The organism is Dactylosporangium vinaceum (genome assembly GCF_019904175.1).
Classification (GTDB): Bacteria; Actinomycetota; Actinomycetes; order Mycobacteriales; family Micromonosporaceae; genus Dactylosporangium; species Dactylosporangium vinaceum.
Window position 1 is genome coordinate 3,258,010 of record NZ_CP061913.1, and the last position, 17,942, is coordinate 3,275,951.

At 72.1% G+C, this 17,942-nt stretch carries 19 protein-coding genes and 1 riboswitch; of the genes, 9 read left to right on the plus strand and 10 right to left on the minus strand.

The features are described 5' to 3' along the window. Nucleotides 1-17: 17 nt before the first annotated feature. From Dvina_RS14420 to Dvina_RS14430, 3 genes are all read right to left on the minus strand, one after another. On the minus strand, nucleotides 18-1,043 hold the full coding sequence (locus tag Dvina_RS14420; protein WP_223102991.1) for a LacI family DNA-binding transcriptional regulator: 1,026 nt from the start codon (nucleotides 1,041-1,043) through the stop codon (nucleotides 18-20). A 165-nt stretch (nucleotides 1,044-1,208) separates the two neighbouring features. Next, on the minus strand, nucleotides 1,209-1,463 hold the full coding sequence (locus Dvina_RS14425; RefSeq protein WP_223102992.1) for a recombinase family protein: 255 nt from the start codon (nucleotides 1,461-1,463) through the stop codon (nucleotides 1,209-1,211). A 64-nt stretch (nucleotides 1,464-1,527) separates the two neighbouring features. Continuing rightward, complete coding sequence (locus Dvina_RS14430; protein ID WP_223102993.1) at nucleotides 1,528-2,328, minus strand: SAM-dependent methyltransferase; 801 nt, start codon at nucleotides 2,326-2,328, stop codon at nucleotides 1,528-1,530. A 48-nt stretch (nucleotides 2,329-2,376) separates the two neighbouring features. Further along, nucleotides 2,377-2,441: riboswitch (guanidine-III (ykkC-III) riboswitch) on the plus strand. A gap of 20 nt (nucleotides 2,442-2,461) precedes the next feature. Between Dvina_RS14430 and Dvina_RS14435 the strand changes: the two genes are divergently transcribed. Both Dvina_RS14435 and Dvina_RS14440 read left to right on the plus strand, forming a co-directional pair. Then, nucleotides 2,462-2,776 (plus strand): DMT family transporter, encoded by a 315-nt coding sequence (locus Dvina_RS14435; RefSeq protein ID WP_223102994.1) that lies wholly within the window; start codon nucleotides 2,462-2,464, stop codon nucleotides 2,774-2,776. A gap of 82 nt (nucleotides 2,777-2,858) precedes the next feature. After that, nucleotides 2,859-3,509, plus strand: coding sequence for an NADPH-dependent F420 reductase (locus Dvina_RS14440; protein WP_223102995.1), 651 nt, complete (start codon nucleotides 2,859-2,861; stop codon nucleotides 3,507-3,509). Nucleotides 3,510-3,586: 77 nt separating this feature from the next. Here the strand turns inward: Dvina_RS14440 and Dvina_RS14445 are convergent, their stop codons facing one another. Continuing rightward, nucleotides 3,587-4,864, minus strand: a complete 1,278-nt coding sequence (locus Dvina_RS14445) for a TRAP transporter large permease (RefSeq protein ID WP_223102996.1) — start codon at nucleotides 4,862-4,864, stop codon at nucleotides 3,587-3,589. A 224-nt stretch (nucleotides 4,865-5,088) separates the two neighbouring features. On the opposite strand from Dvina_RS14445, the gene Dvina_RS14450 reads away from it, so the two are divergent. Then, a complete protein-coding gene (locus Dvina_RS14450; protein ID WP_223092370.1) occupies nucleotides 5,089-6,291 on the plus strand; it encodes an IS110 family RNA-guided transposase in 1,203 nt (400 codons plus the stop codon). 8 nt (nucleotides 6,292-6,299) lie between these two features. On the opposite strand, the gene Dvina_RS14455 is transcribed toward Dvina_RS14450, so the two are convergent. Further along, nucleotides 6,300-6,791, minus strand: coding sequence for a TRAP transporter small permease (locus tag Dvina_RS14455; protein WP_223102997.1), 492 nt, complete (start codon nucleotides 6,789-6,791; stop codon nucleotides 6,300-6,302). A 1-nt stretch (nucleotide 6,792) separates the two neighbouring features. Continuing rightward, a complete protein-coding gene (locus Dvina_RS14460) occupies nucleotides 6,793-7,785 on the minus strand; it encodes a TRAP transporter substrate-binding protein (protein ID WP_223105525.1) in 993 nt (330 codons plus the stop codon). 105 nt (nucleotides 7,786-7,890) lie between these two features. Between Dvina_RS14460 and kduI the strand changes: the two genes are divergently transcribed. The 4 genes from kduI to Dvina_RS14480 are packed head-to-tail and all read left to right on the plus strand — an operon-like array spanning nucleotide 7,891 to nucleotide 10,470. Beyond that, nucleotides 7,891-8,712, plus strand: a complete 822-nt coding sequence (gene kduI / locus Dvina_RS14465; RefSeq protein WP_223102998.1) for a 5-dehydro-4-deoxy-D-glucuronate isomerase — start codon at nucleotides 7,891-7,893, stop codon at nucleotides 8,710-8,712. Then, nucleotides 8,709-9,455 carry an SDR family oxidoreductase gene (locus tag Dvina_RS14470; RefSeq protein ID WP_223102999.1) on the plus strand — a complete coding sequence of 249 codons (747 nt, stop codon included), beginning with the start codon at nucleotides 8,709-8,711 and terminating at the stop codon, nucleotides 9,453-9,455. Before kduI ends, Dvina_RS14470 begins: the two co-directional genes overlap by 4 nt. A 30-nt stretch (nucleotides 9,456-9,485) precedes the next feature. Continuing rightward, complete coding sequence (locus tag Dvina_RS14475; protein ID WP_223103000.1) at nucleotides 9,486-10,259, plus strand: IclR family transcriptional regulator; 774 nt, start codon at nucleotides 9,486-9,488, stop codon at nucleotides 10,257-10,259. A 22-nt stretch (nucleotides 10,260-10,281) separates the two neighbouring features. Further along, nucleotides 10,282-10,470 (plus strand): tautomerase family protein, encoded by a 189-nt coding sequence (locus Dvina_RS14480; protein ID WP_223103001.1) that lies wholly within the window; start codon nucleotides 10,282-10,284, stop codon nucleotides 10,468-10,470. Nucleotides 10,471-10,546: 76 nt separating this feature from the next. On the opposite strand, the gene Dvina_RS14485 is transcribed toward Dvina_RS14480, so the two are convergent. The 4 genes from Dvina_RS14485 to Dvina_RS14500 all read right to left on the minus strand — a co-directional run bounded on the left by Dvina_RS14485 (nucleotide 10,547) and on the right by Dvina_RS14500 (nucleotide 14,980). Next, entirely contained in the window at nucleotides 10,547-11,833 is a 1,287-nt protein-coding gene (locus Dvina_RS14485) for a condensation domain-containing protein (RefSeq protein WP_223103002.1), read from the minus strand. Nucleotides 11,834-12,229: 396 nt separating this feature from the next. Next, nucleotides 12,230-12,898: a response regulator gene (locus Dvina_RS14490; RefSeq protein ID WP_223103003.1), complete on the minus strand. Its 669-nt coding sequence runs from the start codon at nucleotides 12,896-12,898 to the stop codon at nucleotides 12,230-12,232. Beyond that, entirely contained in the window at nucleotides 12,895-14,070 is a 1,176-nt protein-coding gene (locus tag Dvina_RS14495; RefSeq protein WP_246656214.1) for a sensor histidine kinase, read from the minus strand. Before Dvina_RS14495 ends, Dvina_RS14490 begins: the two co-directional genes overlap by 4 nt. Nucleotides 14,071-14,149: 79 nt before the next feature. Beyond that, nucleotides 14,150-14,980, minus strand: coding sequence for a CPBP family intramembrane glutamic endopeptidase (locus Dvina_RS14500; RefSeq protein WP_223105527.1), 831 nt, complete (start codon nucleotides 14,978-14,980; stop codon nucleotides 14,150-14,152). A 309-nt stretch (nucleotides 14,981-15,289) separates the two neighbouring features. Between Dvina_RS14500 and Dvina_RS14505 the strand changes: the two genes are divergently transcribed. After that, nucleotides 15,290-16,417, plus strand: coding sequence for a SigB/SigF/SigG family RNA polymerase sigma factor (locus Dvina_RS14505; protein WP_223103004.1), 1,128 nt, complete (start codon nucleotides 15,290-15,292; stop codon nucleotides 16,415-16,417). Between the two features lie 37 nt (nucleotides 16,418-16,454). Beyond that, nucleotides 16,455-17,921, plus strand: a complete 1,467-nt coding sequence (cysS, locus tag Dvina_RS14510; RefSeq protein ID WP_223103005.1) for a cysteine--tRNA ligase — start codon at nucleotides 16,455-16,457, stop codon at nucleotides 17,919-17,921. Nucleotides 17,922-17,942: the final 21 nt, after the last annotated feature.

Here is a 17,942-nt window from a genome sequence, read left to right on the forward strand (position 1 = left end):
GAAGAAACGCTGAACGTCTAGATTATGACAGGCGCGGCGGTACTTTCGCGCACAATCAGCTCCGTTGCCAACTCAATGCGTGGCGATTCGATGCGCTCTCCGTTGACGATCCGTAGCAGTGTGCGTGCGGCGGCGACGCCCATCTCGTGCAGCGGCTGGCGGACGGTGGTCAGCGGGGGAGCGGTCCACTCGGCGAAGTTGAGGTCGTCGAAGCCCACGACGCTCACGTCACCGGGAATCGTCAGGCCGGCCCGGCGGACCGCCTCGTAGACCCCTGTCGCCTGCTGGTCGCTGCCGGCGAACACGGCGGTCGGCGGGTTGGGCAGCGACAGGAGCGACTCGGCCGCGCGCAGCCCCCCGTCGTGCTGAAAGTTTCCGTACCGCACCAGTTGCCGATCGGCCGCCAGCCCGGCCGACTCCAGGGCCGCCCGGTAGCCGGCGATGCGCGCCCGGGTGCACTGGAACTGCTCGAATCCGCCGATCGCGGCGATGCGCCGGTGCCCGAGCGCGGCCAGGTGCTCGGCCGCCGCGTAGCCACCCGCGAAGTTGGTCGCCCCGATCGACGGGATGCCCGGCGGCGGCTGGTTGACCGCGTCGACGATGACGAACGGCAGGTTGCGCCGGCGCAGGTCGTCGTGCTGGCGCTCGGCCAGCTCGCTGAGCACCAGGATGGCGCCCTCGGAGCCGCGGGCCAGCAGCGACTCGACCCACCGCCGGGACAGGGACTGGCGATTGTGGATCGCGGACACGACGAGCCCCAGCCCGGCCTCTTCGACGACCTCCTCGACGCCTGTCAGTATCGACAGCCCCCACACGCTGTCGAGCTCGTTGATGACCAGGTCGACGAGTTCGGTGCGGCGCCGCCGCCCGCTCTTCGCCGCCCGTGGCCGCTGATAGCCGCGCTCGGCCAGCAGCCGCTCGATGGCCTGGCGGGTCTTCGCCGAGACATCCGTGTGTCCATTGAGGACCTTCGAGACAGTGGAGACGGCCACGCGCGCCTCGCGCGCGATCTCGGCCATCGTGGGTCTGCCGTTCGCCGTCATGGCCTCACCTGCGAGTTTCGAAAACGATTGCCCATGTGTGGGCGGCGCTGCCTGGTGATCGGCACCGTACACCCCGCACCTGCGTTTCGAAATGTTTCTCGAAAGGACGGCCCGTCCCATGCGCACCGCTGCGCCGGGCCCGGCGAGCCGCGGCGGCGGCTGCGGTCAGCGCGACTGTTCGACGAGCTCGACGCGCGGCACCGTGTTGCGGGGCAGCCCTGCGTAGTCCCAGGTGACGATGACGTCGAGCTCGCCGAGCATCGCGCGGTTGAGCAGCTCCTGCAGCAGCACGCCGTCGGGATCGTGCACGGTGTCGACGGTGTCGTACCCGTGCCGGTCCGCGTGGGCGGCACACTCGGCGACGTGCGTCATCTGGCGCAGATAGATCACGGCCCGCAGAGGTGGCAGGTTGGCGTCCATGCCGTGTGTATCGGGGCCGCGCTCAGGTTCGTAACACCTCCTGCTGAACCGGGCGGCGCCGGCCTCAGGGCTTGCGGGCCACCACGCCGACGATGCCGAGGTCGGGGCTGACCGGGCGGCGCGCGGCGGGGTCGGCGGGGCGCCAGTCGGCCACCGGCACGATGCCCGGCTCGACAAGCTCCAGGCCCTCGAGCCACCCCGCGATCATCGCCCGGGAGCGCGCCCGCACGTCGGTGCCGCGGGCGGCGAACATGCGCTCGTAGGCGGCGATCCCCTCGGCGTTGCTGAAGTCCATCGTGCCGTGGCTGAGCACGACGAAGCTCCCCGGCGCCAGCGGCGCGATCAGCTCCCGGACGATCTGCGCGACCTGCTCGTCGTCGTGCACGAAGTGCAGCGTCGTCACCAGCAGCAACGCCACCGGCCGGCTGAAGTCGAGGGTGTCGCGCACTGCCTGGTGCTCGAGGATCAGCCGCGGCTCGCGCACGTCGGCCTCCAGGTATGCGGTCCGCCCCCGCGGATCCCCGACCAGCAGCGCCTGGGCGTGCATCATGACGATCGGGTCGTTGTCGACGTACACGACCCGCGACTCGGCCGCGACCTGCTGCGCGACCTCGTGCGTGTTGTCGGGCGCGGGCAGCCCCGTGCCGATGTCGAGGAACTGGCGCACGCCGGCCTCGGCGACGTGGCGCACCGCCCGCCCGAGAAACGCCCGGTTGGCCCGGGCCAGCTCCACCACCGCGGGGAACGCCGCCGCGATGGCGTCCCCGGACGCGCGATCGGCGGCGAAGTGGTCCTTGCCGCCGAGCCAGTAGCTGTAGCGCCGCGCGGGGTGCGGCACCGACGTGTCGATCCGGGTGTGCTCCATCACCAAGCAAGGTAATGGATCGAGCCCGGCACTGGCTATACTGAGCGTGACGCTGTCATCGGACTGTCGTCCCGGACGAGTGGAGTCGTACCCGGCCTGACAAGACGACCACCGAAAGTCAGGTGTCGTCACCGTGCCGTGGATCGTCCTCGTCATCTCGGGCCTGTTCGAGTCCGTCTGGGCCATCGCCCTGAGCCGCTCGGCCGGCTTCACCCGCCCCGTCCCGACCGCCACGTTCGCCGTCGCCCTGGCGCTGAGCATGGGCGGCCTGGGCTACGCCCTGCGCTCGATCCCGGTCGGCACCGGCTACGCCGTCTGGGTCGGCATCGGCGCCGCCGGCACGGCGGTGGCCGGCATGCTCTGGCTGGGCGAGCCCGCCGGCCTGCCCCGGATCCTCGCGCTCCTGCTGGTCGTCGCCGGTGTCATCGGCCTGAAGATCTTCCACTAGCCGGCGTGGCCGCCGCGCGGGTCGAAGATCACACCGGAGCGGGGCCGGAATAGCCCGCCCGGGGCGGCGGGTTGCGCGGAGTATGACAACGATCGGACTCATCGGCAGCGGCAACATCGGCAGCACCGTGGCCAAGCTGGCCGTGGACGCCGGCTACGACGTCGTGCTGAGCAACTCCCGGGGGCCGGAGACGCTGGCCGACCTGGTCGCCGCGCTCGGCCCCAAGGCCCGTGCGGCCCGCCCGGCCGAGGCGGCCGCCGCCGGGGACATCGTCGTGGTGACCGTGCCGCTGAAGGCGTACCGGGACGTGCCGGCCGAGCCGCTGGCCGGCAAGGTGGTCATCGACACGAACAACTACTACCCGGAGCGCGACGGGCAGATCGCCGAGCTCGACGCCGGCACCGCCACCACCAGCGGGCTGCTCCAGGAGCACCTCGGCACCGCGAAGGTGGTCAAGGGCTTCAACAACATCTACTTCAAGCACCTCGCCGAGCAGGGCCGCCCGAGCGGCGCCGCGGACCGTGCGGCGCTGCCGATCTTCGGTGACGCGCCCGACGCGAAGCGCGCGGTGACCGAGTTCCTGGACACCATCGGCTTCGACGCCGTCGACGGCGGCCCGCTGGCCGACAGCTGGCGCTCCGAGCGGGACACCCCGGTCTACGTCCAGCCCTACAGCGACGCCCAGGCCGACACCGCGAGCGTGCGCGCCCGGCTCGCCGAAGCCAAGCGTTAAGCGGGGCCGCCACGGGTCCCGCAGGGGCGAGGGTGCACCTGCGGGACCGGGAGCGCGGCGGGCGCGGCCGGTTCGCGCTAGCGGGCGAACTGCTGCGGTATCCACTCCGAGAACGCCGGCACGTACGCCAGCAGGATGATCGTGGCGAACATGACCGCCATGAACGGCAGCATCGGGCGGAGCATGTCCACGATCTTGATCCGGGCGATCCCGCACACGATGAAGCAGGCCGACCCCAGCGGCGGCGTGACGAGCGAGATGCCGAACACGGCCAGGCTGAAGATGGCGAAGTGCAGCTCGCCCATGCCGGCGTCGCGGGCCAGGGGCATGAACAGCGGGATGAGCACCACCAGCGCCGGCACGCCGTCGAGGAGCGCGCCGAGGATCCAGAACAGCACCATGACGATGGTGATGAACAGGAAGTAGTTGCCGGTGAACTGCCCGGCCCACTCGGCCAGGACCACCTCGACCTGGTCGTAGGCGAGCATGTACGCCAGCAACTGGGCCACGCCCACCAGCGACAGCACCACGCCCGAGGTGCGGCCGGCATTGACGAAGACCGACGTCCACTCGCCGCGTGGGATGGTGCGGTACGCCAGAGCCAGCAGTGTGGCGTAGAGGACGGCGACGGCGGCCGCCTCGGTCGCGGTGAAGACGCCCCAGAGGATCCCGCCCAGGATGATGACCGGGGCGACGAGCGGCGGCAGGGCGGCCAGGCCGGCCCGGCCCAGCTCGCCCGGGGTGACCCGGACTCGCTCGGTGGTCGGCTCGCGGTACTTGGCGTAGAAGTAGATGACGAAGCCCTTGCCGATCGCGACGACCACCGCGGGGACGAGCGAGGCCAGGAACAGGTCGCGGATCGAGAGGTTGGCGACGGTACCGAGGACGATCATGGTGATCGAGGGCGGGATGAGGATGCCCGTTCCCGACGCGGCCGCCACGATCGAGGCCGACCACGGCCGCCGGTAGCCGGCCTTCGTCATCGGCGGGATCATCGTCGACCCGATCGCCGCCGCGTCGGCGTTCACCGAGCCGGACAGGCCGGAGAACAGCATGGTCGAGGCGACCACGCTCATCCCGAGCCCGCCGGTCATCCAGCCCACGAGCATCGTCACGAACCGGATCAGCCGCTCGGCCGCGCCCGAGCGGTGCAGGATCTCGCCGGTCAGCACGAACAGCGGGATCGCCAGCAGCGTGAACGAGTTCAGGCCGTGGAAGACCGCCTGCGCGGCGATGGACAGCGGCACGTCGTCGGCCGTGGCCTGGATCAGCCCGACCGCGCCGAGGGCGGCCACGATCGGCACGCCGAGCACGATCAGCGCCAGGATGCCCACGAACGCCAGACCGAAGCTCATGCTGCCCTACCTTTCATAGCGAGCCCAGGTTTGATATTGATCTGGGTTGACGCGGGCGAGGCAGGTATGGCTTTCATGCTGGCTGCCGTCGATGGTTCAGGACGCATGGCCGCCTGCCTCGTCTGCTCTTGCTGACTGCTGATTGGGCTCTGCGATCCATCGCTGTGTAGGGCGTTGACGGCGGCAAGAGCGCGCGGTGACAGGCCATGGGAGAAGGGAGTCAGATGGCTGTCGCGGTCGGAGTCGATGTGGCCAAGGAACTGCACTGGGCCGCCATCGTGCACACCGAGACCGGGAAACTGCTGGCCAGCTGCAAGGTAGCCAACGAACCGGCGGCGATCCATGAGTTGATCGACCAGATCCACGCGGCCGAGGGCGATCACGGCCCGGCGACGGTCGCGATCGACGTACTCGGCGGGATCGCCGGGCTGTTGCAGGTCATGCTCAGCGACGCCGGCTTGGACCTGGTCCACGTATCCGGGCTGGCAGTCAACCGGGCCCGGCGGGCCACCCGCGGTGGCGAGCACAAGTCGGATCCGCGCGATGCCAAGGTGATCGCCGATCAGATCCGGCTGCGCCGCGAGGAACTGCGCCCGGTCACCACCGACACCGACGCCGATGCCGAACTGCGGCTGCTGGCCGGACGCCGCCGGGAGCTCGTGGTCGATCAGACCCGCCGCATCGCACGGCTGCGGGACCTGCTCGCCTCGATCCATCCCGGCCTCGAACGCGTGCTCGACCCGACCAACAAAGCCGATGCCGCACTGCTGGCCCGCTATGTCACCCCGGCCGAAATCCGCCGCGCCGGCCGCAACCGGATCATCACCTACCTGCGCACCACCGGCCGGCACAACACCGCCGTCATCACGGCCTTGGCCGACAAAGCCCTGACCGCCGCAACCGGGCAGCACCTCACGGTGCCCGGCGAGGCAGTCGCTGCCGACATCGTGCGTGACCTCGCCCGCGAGGTGCTCGCCGGCCGCGACAAACTCGCCGCGATCGACGCCCGGCTCGCCGAGGCGCTCACCCGCCACCCTGACGCGGCCCTCGTCCAGTCCCTGCCCGGGATGGGGGCCACCCTGACCGCCGAGTTCCTCGCCGTGGCAGGCGGCATCAGCCGATTCGCCAGCGGCAACCAGCTCGCCTCCGCAGCCGGACTCGCCCCCGTGCTGCAACAATCCGGCAAGATGCACTACCTGCGCCGCGCCAACGCCGGCGACAAAACCCTCAAACGCATCTTCTACCAATCGGCGTTCTGCGCCCTGCAACGAGACCCGGCCAGCCGCGCCTTCTACGACCGCAAACGAGCCGAAGGAAAGCGGCACCACCAAGCCCTCATCGCCCTGGCCCGCCGACGCATCAACGTCCTGCACGCCATCCTGCGCACCCGGCAGCCCTACCAAGCAAACTTTGCTCTCGCCTCTTGACTCAGACATTAGGCTGCGCTCTCCAGCACCGGGTCGGGCTCGGCGATCTCGCCGCCCCGGGCCAGGAACACCACGTGGGCGACGACGTGGACCAGCCCGAGCGCGGCCCCGAACGGCAAGGCCAGGAACGCGGCCCACAGCGGGACGCCGGCGGGGGAGACGACGTCGCGCTGCTCCCACAGGTACACCGCGCCGCCGATGCCGATGCCGGCCAGCACCGCGCCCAGCGCGAGCAGTTCGCCCACGCGCAGCCGGCGCCGGGTCCGGGCGCCAATGCGGCGCTCGAACAGGTGCAGGGCCACGTGGGCGTGGTCGCGCACCCCGATGGCGAAGCCGACGAACGCGATGTACACGAGCAGGTCGGTCGCCACCTCGTTGGACCACGACAGCGGCTGCTCCAGGGCGTAGCGGAAGAACACCTGCGCGAGGATCACCAGGACGGTGCCGGCGAGCAGGACGACGATGAGCGCGTTCTCGAAGGCCGCGAGCGGACGCTGCATGTCAGGCCACCGGGAGGTACTTCACCAGGTCGCCGAACGTGGCCCGGTTCTTCTCCAGCACGGGCTTCACGGCCTGCTGGAACGCGGTGACGTCCACGTCGTCGTTGATCTTCGCGCCCTTGTCGGTGGCCTGCTTGACGTACTTGTCGGTCTCGTCCGTCCACAGCTCCCGCTCGCGCTGCTCGGCCTCCTTGCCGGCCTGCACCAAGGCGTCCTGGTGCTCCTTGGACTGGTCGTTGAACCACTTCTTGCTCACCAGCAGCGCGTCGATGCCGAACTGGTGGCGGGTCCAGGACCAGAACTTCGCCTCCTCCACGTGCTTGTTTGTCACGTAGAAGATCGGGTTGTTCTCGGCGCCGTCGATGACGCCCTGCTGCAGCGCCGAGTAGATCTCGTTGGTGGCCAGGGGGGTGGCCTGGGCGCCGAGGGTGTTGAACGTGTCGATCGCGACGGCGTCCTGCGGCACCCGGATGCGCATGCCCTTGAGGTCGGCCGGGGTCTTGATGGCGTGCTTCTTGTTGTAGACGTTGCGGGCGCCGGAGTCGAACCAGCCGAGCACCTTGAGGTCGTAGCCGTCGAGCACCGCGGCGAGGTTCCGGCCCAGGTCGCCGGCGAGCCCGGCGAAGAGGTCGGACTGCTTGGTGAACGCGTACGGCACCGAGAGCACGCCCAGCCGCTTGTCGAACGCGGTCAGGTTGGCGAACAGGGTCTTGGTCATCTGCAGGGTGCCGTTGCGCACCTGCTCGTTCATGCGGTTGTGGTCGCCGAGGGTGCCGTTGGGGAAGACCTTGACCTCGTAGGCGTTGTTCGTCAGCGCCGCGAGCCGCTCGCCGAAGTACTTCTCGGCGGCGATCTCCGGGTTGGTGTCGTTGACGGTGTCGCCCAGCCGTACGTCGGTCTTGCCGCCGCCCCCGGCACCGCTGCTCCCGCAGCCGGCCAGGGAGGCCGCCGCGGCCGTGCCGACAGAGATCTTGATGAAGTGCCGCCTGTCCATGGCGCGAAGTCCTTCCGGTTTCAGGGGTGTTCCGGAGACATTGACGGACTGTACTGTGTTCCGTGAGACGGAACAAGCTTCAGCTGAATGGAACAGGAGTACTCCATGGAAGTGCGCCACGCCACGTCCCCGGATGAGGTCGACCGGATGGGCACCGAGGAGCTGCGGGGGCGCTTCCTGGTCCCGGGCCTGGTCGGCGGGGCCATGGTCCGCCTGGTGTACAGCCACCACGACCGGCTCGTGGTCGGCGGCGTCACGCCCGGCACCGAGAGCGTCGCGCTGCCCAACCCCGGCGCGCTGCGCTCGGCGTACTTCCTGGAGCGCCGCGAGCTGGGCGTGGTCAACGTGGGCACGGCGACCGGCCGGATCACCGTCGACGGCGAGGTGTTCGAGCTGGGGCCGAAGGAGTGTCTCTACGCGGGCCGCGGCGCCCGGGACGTGGCCTTCGCCGGGCACGGCGCGAGCTTCTACCTCGTGTCGACCCCGGCCCACGCGGTGTTCCCGACCCGGCGGGCCGGGCTGGCCGACGCCGAGCCGGTGAAGCTCGGCGGGGTCGAGGGCTCCAACGAGCGCACCATCTACAAGTACATCCACCTCAACGGCGTCCGCAGCAGCCAGCTGGTGCTCGGCGTGACGGTGCTGGCGCCCGGCAGCATGTGGAACACGATGCCGTGCCATGTGCACGACCGCCGCACCGAGGTGTACTTCTACTTCGATCTCCCGGCCGACCAGCGCGTCGTGCACCTGATGGGCCGTCCCGACGCGACCCGCAACCTCATCCTGGCCGGCGGCGACGCCGTGATCTCGCCGCCGTGGTCGGTCCACTGCGGCTTCGGGACGCGCAACTACGCGTTCGTGTGGGCGATGGGCGGGGAGAACCAGGCGTACGACGACGTCGAGGTCGTGGCCGTCCAGGATCTGCGGTGACGCCGTTCGACCTGAGCGGGCGGGTCGCGCTCGTCACCGGGGCCGGGCACGGCATCGGGCGGGCGATCGCGATCGGGCTGGCCCGGGCGGGGGCCGACGTGGTGCTGCACGCGCGCCGCGCCGACGACCTGGACGAGGTGGCTTCGGCGGTACTGCGCGAAGGCCGCACGGCCGAGCGCTGGGTCCAGGACCTCGCCGACCCCGCCGCCGTCGCCGGGGCCGCGGACGCCCTGGGGGCCGTGGACATCCTGGTCAACAACGCCGGGGTCATCCATCGGGCGCCGGTGCTGGAGCAGACGTACGACGCCTGGCGGGGCGTGCTGGCGATCAACCTCGACGCCGTCTTCGTGCTCACCCGGGCCCTCGGCGCCGGCATGCTCGCGCGCGGGCGCGGCAAGGTGATCACGGTGGCGTCGCTGCTGTCGTTCCAGGGCGGGCTCAACGTCGCCGGCTACGCCGCGAGCAAGCACGCCGTGGCCGGCCTGACCCGCGCGCTCGCCAACGAGTGGAGCGCCAGTGGTGTGCAGGTCAACGCGATCGCGCCGGGGTACATCGAGACGGCCAACACCGGAGCCCTGCGCGCGGACGCGGACCGGGAGCGGGCCATCCGCGACCGGATCCCGGCCGGGCGCTGGGGCCGCCCCGAGGATCTCGCCGGCGCCGCCGTCTTCCTCGCCTCGTCGGCGGCGGACTACGTGGCCGGTCACGTGCTGGTGGTCGACGGCGGCTGGATGGCCCGGTGACGCGGTCCGGTTCCCGGCTAGGCTGGTCCGGTGACGACCGGGATGCCCAGCGGGTCCATCGACAAGGCCCTGACCGTGCTGGAGGCCCTGGCCGAGCACAGCCGGCTGACGGACATCGCCACCGCGTCGGGCCTGCCGAAGTCGACTGTCCACCGCATCCTGCAGTCGCTCATCGGCTGGGGCTTCGCGCTCGTCGACGGCAACGGCGGCTACCTGCCCGGCCCGCGCATCCTGACCCTCGCCGGGCGGGTGATGAGCCGCTTCGACCCGGCCCAGCACGCCCGGGCGGCGCTGCGCGACCTGCGCGACCGCACCGGCATGACCGTGCACTTCGCGATCCGCGGCGGCGACGAGATCGTCTACGTCGACAAGATCGAGGGCCGCCGGCCGTATCAGATGAAGTCGCGCGTCGGCATGGCCGTCCCGCTGCACACCACCGCCATCGGCAAGGCGGTGCTCGCGCACCTGGACGACGCCGAGATCGCCGCGATCGTCGAGCGGACCGGCCTGAGCGCCGTCACGCCGCGCTCGATCGTCGACCCGGCGGTCCTGCGCGAGCAGCTCGCGGCCGCGCTCACCGCCGGCTACGCGGTCGACGACGGCGAGAACGACATCGAGATCCGCTGCATCGGCGCGGCGGTCTTCGACCACACCGGCAACGTCCTCGGCGGCGTCTCCATCTCGGCGCTGTCGTTCGAGCTCGACCTGACAAGCGCGGCCCTCATCGCCGAGGTGACGGGCGCCGCACACGCGGTGTCGCTGGCCCTCGGCGCACCCCCGGCCCGCCTCTCGGAGGTGGGCTGAAGCCCACTCATCTGGAGCGACAATGCCCAACATCACCGTGGAGCTGCTGTCCGGCCGGACCCTGGACCAGCGGCGCGAGTTCGCCGAGGCCGTGACGGCCGCGGCCGTGCAGATCCTCAACGCCAAGCGGCCGTCGGTCCGCATCCGCTTCGACGAGATCGAGAAGACCGACGTCGCCAACGGCGGTGTCCTGGAGTCCGACAAGGACTGAGCGCCAGGCGTGCGGTGGCCCTCGGCGAGCGGGGGTCACCGCGGCGGCGGCACCGGCCGGCCGCTCGGCATCATGCTCAGCCGATGGGTGTCCTGACCCGGGCGGCCGCGACGACGACCTCCTCGATGCCGCGCAGCCCGGCCTCCAGCATGGCCGGGGAGATCGCGGTGGTGTCCACCCGCCACGTCAGCGCCAGGCCGCCGGGGACGGCGTCGACGTGCAGGAAGCAGGTGGCGTCGTACTCGTTGGAGCCGGGCCCCCACGTGAGGGTGCTCTGCTCCAGGGCGGCCGCGCGGGGGATCTGGGCCGACGCGCGCCGCCGGTCGTTGAAGTAGCACATGGTGTCGAGCTCGACGCCGCGCTCGGCCGCGACCCGGTCGACGAGCGCCCACAGGTCGCGCGGGTGGTAGTACGCGTGCATCCCGGCCGTCAGCTGCGCCCGCCAGGCCCGCGCCACCACCTCGTCGAAGTCCGCGCCCGCGGTGTCGACGACGGCCAGCCCGGCCTGGGCCAGGTTGCTCACCGAGGCCGCGAAGCCGGGCCGGAACCGGTTGCTGACGACCACCCGGAACGCCCCGACGGGCTCCCCGGACAGGCGCGCGAGCACCGTCGCGTACGCGGCCAGCAGCACGGTACCGCTGTGCACCTTCGCATCGGCGGCGACGGTCTCGGCGGCGCGGGCCAGGGCCGGTGACGTGAGCGTCGCCTCCTGCCAACGCTCGGGCTCCGGCGGGCGCTTGACCGGGAGCCGCTGGGGGCTGATGGCCCGCAGGTGCCGCTCCCAGTAGCGCAGCGAGGCGTCGTGCTGGCGCCGCGCGGCCCGCCCCTGCTGGGCCCGCGCCAGCTCCAGGGGCTGGACGCCCTCGACCGGCGCGAGCGCCCGCCCGGTCGCCGGGTCGAGGTTGGCCAGGTCGGCGATGAGCGCTTCGAAGCCGTACCCGTCGATGGCCATGTGGCAGTAGAGCGCGACGAGGTGCCGGGCCTGCTCGCCGTCGGCCACCACCGCCATCCGCACCGGCCAGTCCGCGGCCGGGTCCCAGGGTGCCGCCTCGTAGCGGTCCCGGATCTGCGCGGCCCGCGCCCCGGGGTCACTGCCGCCGTCGTACACCTCCAGCCGGATCTCGCCCGCGGGGGCGAGCACCTGCCGGGGCGGCATGTCGGTGGACAGCCGGGTCCGCAGCGACTGGTGCCGGCTCATGATGAATCCGAGCGTGGTCGCGATGTCGGCCACTGTCGTGCCGGGCTCCAGGGGCATGACCCCGCCGGCCCACTCGACCGCCTCCACCACCTGCATCGAGCGCCAGGCGGCGAACTGCCCCCACGTCAGTTCGCCGGTGCCTTCGCCGTCTCCGGAAAATGGCACGGAGAGGCATTCTCGCAGCGACATGGGCTATTCCCCTCGGCGGCCGATTTCGCTATTTGAAGAAGGGATGCGCCGGCGACGCTTTCGCTCGCCGCCGGCGCCGAGGCTCCTTAGAGCGAGCGCACAGACTTCATGGCCGACCTCCCTTCGCCGCACCGCGTCGGTCGATTGCAAAAGGGAGCCTAGCGCGAAATGAATCGATGAAGAAGTACTCCGGGAGTGTTTGGGTGCGAAGGACATCGATTTGTTAGGACGCTGCACGCATTGATGGCGAACCATTTTGAATTGGTCTGTATTGACGCGAACGAGGCTTGCCGCCCGGTTGGTGCACTACGTTCCCGGCGGGAAAAGGGTCGCGATGGGGTTGTATCGACTGCCTGTATATGCCGATGACTGCTAGCCGGCGTCGGCGAGGCCGTTGCGGTAGGCGTACACGACGGCCTGCACCCGGTCGCGGAGATCGAGCTTCGTGAGGATCCGGGAGACGTACGTCTTCACCGTCTCCGAGCTGATGACGAGCGTCGCCGCGATCTCGGCGTTGGACAGCCCGGTCGCGATGAGCCGCAGCACCTCCAGCTCCCGCGGGGCGAGCACCTGCCCGGCGGCCACCTCCGGCGCGGCCGGGCGCACCCGGGTGCCGAACCGCCCGATGAGCTCCCGCGTCACGGCCGGGGCGAGCAGGGCCTCACCGGCCGCGACCGTCCGCACGCCGGCGATCAGCTGCTGCGGGGTGGCGTCCTTGAGCAGGAACCCGCTGGCTCCGGCGCGCAGGGCCTGGAAGACGTACTCGTCCAGGTTGAACGTCGTCACCACGAGCGTCCTGACCGGCTCGGCGATACCGGGCCCGGCCAGCTGCCGGGTCGCCTCGATCCCGTCGAGCACCGGCATCCGGATGTCCATGACCACGACATCGGGCCGCAGCCGCCGCCCCAGCTCGACCGCCGCCCGCCCGTCACCGGCCTCGCCGACGACCTCCAGGTCCTCCTGCGCGTCGAGGATCGTCACGAACCCGGTCCGGACCAGGGCCTGATCGTCACAGACCAGCACCCGGATGCGCTCACTCATGCGGTGTCTCCGGTGGGGATGCGGGCGGTCACGAGGAAGCCGCCGTCGTCGGTCGGGCCGGCGTGCAGTTCGCCGCCGAGGATCTCGACCCGCTCGCGCAGCCCGTCGAGCCCGCGCCCGGAGCCGCCGACGGGGTGGGCCGGCGCGGGCCCCGGATCGTTGCCGACGGCGATGTGCACGCCGTCGCCGCGGTGGGCGAGGTGCACGCGGGTCGGCCGGCCGGGGGCGTACTTCAGGGCGTTCGTCAGCGCCTCCTGCACCACCCGGTATGCGGTGAGCTCCCGACCGGAGCCCAGGCCGCCCGCCCGCCCGTCCTCCACCAGCTCGACCGGCTGCCCCGCGCTGCGGGTCTGCACCACGAGCTCGGGCAGCGCGGCCAGGGTCGGCAGGTCACCGCGGGGCGCGACCCGGTCCGGGTCGAGCACCCCGAGCAGGTCGCGCAGCTCACGCAGTGCCCGCCGGCCGGTACCGCTTATCGCCTCGAGATTGGCGCTCACCTGCTGCGGCGCCGCGGCCAGGAACTGCGCGGCGTCGGCCTGCACGACCATCGCCGTGACGTGGTGCGTGATGACGTCGTGCAACTCCCGCGCGATCCGCGCCCGCTCCCCGGCCCGGGCCGCCGCGGCCGTCGCCCGCCGCCGCTCGGGCTCCATGATCCGCATCCGCCGCACGCGCGACCCCGCCGCCACTCCGGCCATGACGATCAGGAAGAACAGCACGAAGTCCTGCACCCGGGTGGGCGACCCGGCGGCATGCAGGGCAACGGCGAGCCCGGCATACCCGGCACAGGCGATGCCCGTCGTCAAGCCCCGCCGCCGCTCCTGGTAGGCCGCCGCGCTGTACAGGGCCACGAGCAACCCGGCCCCGGCGAACGTCGGATAGCCCCGCAGCTCCTGCACCGCGAACCCGCCCGCCGCGACCGCCAGCACCGCCGAAGGCCACCGCCGCCGCCACGCCAGCGGCACCGTCTGCGCCAGCGCCGCCAGCACGGCGAGCCCGTCGACGGCCCGGTGCGGCAGCTCCCCGAGCCGGGTCCCGTTGGCCGCGAGCGGCGGCACGAACGCCAGCGCCGCCAGCGCCACCCCGACCGCCCCGTCCCGCACCACCACGCTGCGCGCCCGCCACCACCGCGGCGCGACGACCCGGCCCCGCCCACCCAGCCCACGCAGCACGCCCGCAGCGTAACGACCCTCGAACCCCGGTGCCGCCGGACCCATCGTCAACCCCCTCTCCCCGCTCGCCCCGCCCCGCTCACGTGCCGGCCGCGGCGTCAGGGCTCTGGGAGGAGGGCGTGGTGGCGCGGCGGTGGCGGTGGACGAGGCGGCCCGTGCGGTACGCCCGGCGCAGGAAGACGGCTGTCACCGCGGCCCCGGCCAGAATGGCGACGAGGCTGCCCTCGGGGCCGAAGGGGCCGCCGCTTATCAGATCGGAGCCGGCCGCGGCGCCGCGCAGGAGGCCGTGGGTGCCGGTGGTGCCGGAGACCACGGTGCCGAAGAGGCCGGACTCGGCGAAGTTCCAACCCAGGTGCAGGCCGATCGGGACCCAGAGGGAGCGGGTGGCCGTGTACGCGGCGCCCAGCATCAGGCCGGCCTCGGCGGCGATGGCCAGGGCGCCCCACAGCGTGGCCTGGGGGTTGAACAGGTGCAGCACACCGAACAGGACGCCCGAGACGCCCAGCGCGGCCCACGTGCCCTGCCACTGCTCGACCAGGCGGAACAGTGCGCCGCGGAACAGCAGCTCCTCGGCGACGGCGGCGCCGATCATCGTGCCCAGGGTGGCGAGCATGGCCCAGCCCGAGCCCCAACCCCGGATCTCGTACCCCCCGAACAGCGCGATGACCCCGATCGTCAGCGTGAACAGCGCGATCCCGGCGCCCGTGAAGCGCAGGACCTGCGGTGCCAGCGCAGCCGGGGCGACCTCGGTGACCGGGCGCCGCTCGAGCGCGGCGACGATCCGGCGGTACACCCACAGGCCCAGCCCGGCCGTCAGCACCCCGACGGCCAGGGCGGTCGCGGCGTTGCCGGAGGCGGCCGAATTGACGGCCGCCGAGGCCACGAGCACGATCCCGAACACCACGAGCATCACGGGCAGGCGCAGCCCGATCCGGCGGGCCGGGCGCGCCGGGGCCGGCTGAGTCTCGGTCATCGTGAACCCCTTCACCAGGTGCGCGACCGCCTGCCGCGCCGATACGCCGACGCTATGGCGCACCGGCCCACCGGCACGTCCCCGCACGGTGGGCATCGGCGTGTAGCTCCCGCGGGGGACACGTGTCGATCGATTCCACCGGATTCACTCCGCAGAGGGATCGGTCCTTCGCTGTGCGTATAACCGCTGCGCGAAACGTCGCTCGGCGGACTAGTTCGAGGTTGCCGCAGCCAACACGATGAGACAGTGGACCTGTCTGTGCTGCGGTCACTCGCCGGGGAGCGCTGCCTGCTGGAGCTGGACGGCGTCGTGGACTACGCCTCCGCGCCCTACCTCCGTCAGCTGGTGTTCCGGCAGCTCGATGTCGGCGCGAGCGAGCTCGTGCTGGACGTGTCACGGCTGCGGCTGCTCGACGCGGCCTCGATCCGGGTCCTGCTCTACCTGAGCCGCCGGGCCGAGCAGCACGGTGCCCACCTGCACGTGGCCGGGGCGGGCGGCGCGGTCCTGTCCGCGCTGGAGATCGTCGGGGCGGCCAAGCGGCTCGCCGCATACGACGGCTTCGCCTGGCCGCCGGAGCACCTCCAGCGCGAGGCTGTCGCGCTCGCCGAGCTGCCGGTGCCGCCCGGGCAGTTCCCGGCCGACGTCATCGAGCTCGTCCGCCGGTTCCGGGCGCTCGACGCGGCCGATCCGGCCCGGCGGCGGGCCCGCAACGAGGTGATCGAGGTGTGCCTGCCCGCCTCGCGGCGGCTGGCCCGCCGCTACGGGCCGCCGGCGGCGCGCGGCGACCTGATGCAGGTGGCGGCGCTCGGGCTGGTCAAGGCGGTCGACCACTTCGACCCCGAGCACGGCGTCGACTTCGGTGCCTACGCGACGCCCACGATTCTCGGGGAGCTGAAGCGGTACTTCCGGGACCGCAGCTACGGCGTGCGCATGCCCCGCCGCCTGCAGGATCTGCGGCTGCGTCTCAACCGGGCGCGCGAGGAGCTCACGCAGTCGCTGCGCCGCCCGCCGTCGGTCGCCGAGCTCGCCGCGCACCTCGGGGTGGCCCCGCACGAGGTGCTCGACGTGGCCGGGGCCGGGGGCGTGTTCCGGCCGCTGTCGCTGGAGGAGCCGGCCCGGGCGGGCGAGTCACAGGTCACGCTCGGGGAGACGATCGGGGCCTGCGAGCCCGAGTACGAGCTGGTCGAGCACCACGAGGCGCTGCGCCGCCTGATCGTCCGGCTGCCGGAGCGGGAGCAGCGCATCATCGCGCTGCGCTTCTACGGCAACCGGACCCAGGCCGAGATCGCCCAGATCGTCGGGCTCTCGCAGATGCACGTGTCGCGGCTGCTCGCGCACGCCCTGGACTTCCTGCGCCGCCATCTCAACGCCTGATGCTGCGGGGTAGCGCCGGTTGGTACCGTTTTGCTCCATGGCCGACGGTGCACCGATCTCGCTGTACAACTCCCTCTCCCGGCGGGCGGAGCCGCTGCGCCCGCTGGTCCCCGGCGAGGTCGGCCTCTACACCTGCGGCCCGACGGTGTACTCGTACGCCCACCTCGGCAACATGCGCCCCTACGTCTTCAGCGACACCCTGCGCCGGGTCCTCGAATGGAAGGGTCTGCGCGTCCGGCAGGTCGTCAACATCACCGACGTCGGCCACACGGTCGGCGAGAGCGACCTCGGCGAGGACAAGGTCGAGGCGGCCGCCCGCCGTGAGCTGAAGTCGGTCCGCGAGGTCACCGCCCACTACACCGAGGCGTACCTGCGCGACCTCGCCCGGCTCAACGTCCGCACCCCGTCCGAGCTGCCCCGGGCGTCCGACTACGTGCCGCAGATGATCGAGTTTGCGAAGGTGCTCGACGAGCGCGGCTACACCTACCAGGCCGACAGCGGCCTGTACTTCGACACGTCCCGCTCACCCGGCTACGGCACCCTGGCCCAGATCTCGATGGAGGGCCAGCGCGAGGGCGCCCGCCTGGAGGCGGTGCCCGGCAAGCGCAACAAGGCCGACTTCGCGGTGTGGCGCACGGAGGCCCCGGGCCAGCGGCGGGTCATGCGCTGGGAATCCCCGTGGGGCACCGGCGTGCCCGGCTGGCACCTCGAGTGCTCGGTCATGAGCATCGACCTGCTGGGCCGGCACTTCGACATCCACACCGGCGGCGTCGACCACCGCGAGATCCACCACGTCAACGAGATCGCGCAGAGCGAGGCGTTCCTCGGCGAGGCAGCCGCGCCGTGGGTGTCCCTGTGGCTGCACAACGAGTTCGTCCTCCTGCGCGCCCGCAAGGTTTCCAAGTCCGAGGACGGCGGACCGCTGCTGCAGGACCTCGTCGACGCCGGCGTCCACCCGCTCGCCTACCGCTACTTCCTGCTCACCGCCAACTACCGCAGCCAGCTGGAGCTCACCGACGCCGCCGTCCAGGCCGCGTCGAGCGCCCTGCGCCGGCTGGTCGGCCGGGCCGAGGCCCTGCGCCCGCTGCCGGACCGGCCGACCCGCGCGGCGGCGGAGGCGGCGATGAGCACCGACGCCGGCCGGGCCGCCCTGCGCCGCCTCGACGAGGCCGTCTCCGACGACCTGAACACCCCGAGAGCCCTGGCCGACCTGAACACGACACTGCGCGGCGACGACCTGCCGGACACCGACCGGGCCGTGCTGCTGGCCGCGGCCGACGCCGTGCTCGGCCTCGGCCTGGCCACCCTGTCCGCGGCCGATCTGACCGGCCGGACCGCCACCACCGCGGCCGGCGCGGCGGTGCAGGCCCTGCTGGCCCGGCGCGAGGACGCCCGGCAGCGCCGCGACTGGGCCGAGTCCGACCGCCTCCGCGCCGAGATCGCCGACGCCGGCTGGCGCGTTGTCGACACACCGGAGGGCCCGGTGCTGGAGCCGGCCTCCTGAGAGCGGCCGGCCGCCTGATCG

Coding starts and splice junctions, on each gene's coding strand:
- kduI (WP_223102998.1), top strand. CDS start 7,891: ATGGAAGTGCGCCACGCCACGTCCCCGGATGAGGTCGACCGGATGGGC.
- Dvina_RS14450 (WP_223092370.1), top strand. CDS start 5,089: ATGGCTGTCGCGGTCGGAGTCGATGTGGCCAAGGAACTGCACTGGGCC.
- Dvina_RS14455 (WP_223102997.1), bottom strand. CDS start 6,791: ATGCAGCGTCCGCTCGCGGCCTTCGAGAACGCGCTCATCGTCGTCCTG.
- Dvina_RS14490 (WP_223103003.1), bottom strand. CDS start 12,898: ATGAGTGAGCGCATCCGGGTGCTGGTCTGTGACGATCAGGCCCTGGTC.
- Dvina_RS14420 (WP_223102991.1), bottom strand. CDS start 1,043: ATGACGGCGAACGGCAGACCCACGATGGCCGAGATCGCGCGCGAGGCG.
- Dvina_RS14425 (WP_223102992.1), bottom strand. CDS start 1,463: ATGGACGCCAACCTGCCACCTCTGCGGGCCGTGATCTATCTGCGCCAG.
- Dvina_RS14480 (WP_223103001.1), top strand. CDS start 10,282: ATGCCCAACATCACCGTGGAGCTGCTGTCCGGCCGGACCCTGGACCAG.
- Dvina_RS14500 (WP_223105527.1), bottom strand. CDS start 14,980: ATGCTCGTGGTGTTCGGGATCGTGCTCGTGGCCTCGGCGGCCGTCAAT.
- Dvina_RS14430 (WP_223102993.1), bottom strand. CDS start 2,328: ATGGAGCACACCCGGATCGACACGTCGGTGCCGCACCCCGCGCGGCGC.
- Dvina_RS14445 (WP_223102996.1), bottom strand. CDS start 4,864: ATGAGCTTCGGTCTGGCGTTCGTGGGCATCCTGGCGCTGATCGTGCTC.
- cysS (WP_223103005.1), top strand. CDS start 16,455: ATGGCCGACGGTGCACCGATCTCGCTGTACAACTCCCTCTCCCGGCGG.
- Dvina_RS14440 (WP_223102995.1), top strand. CDS start 2,859: ATGACAACGATCGGACTCATCGGCAGCGGCAACATCGGCAGCACCGTG.
- Dvina_RS14460 (WP_223105525.1), bottom strand. CDS start 7,785: ATGGACAGGCGGCACTTCATCAAGATCTCTGTCGGCACGGCCGCGGCG.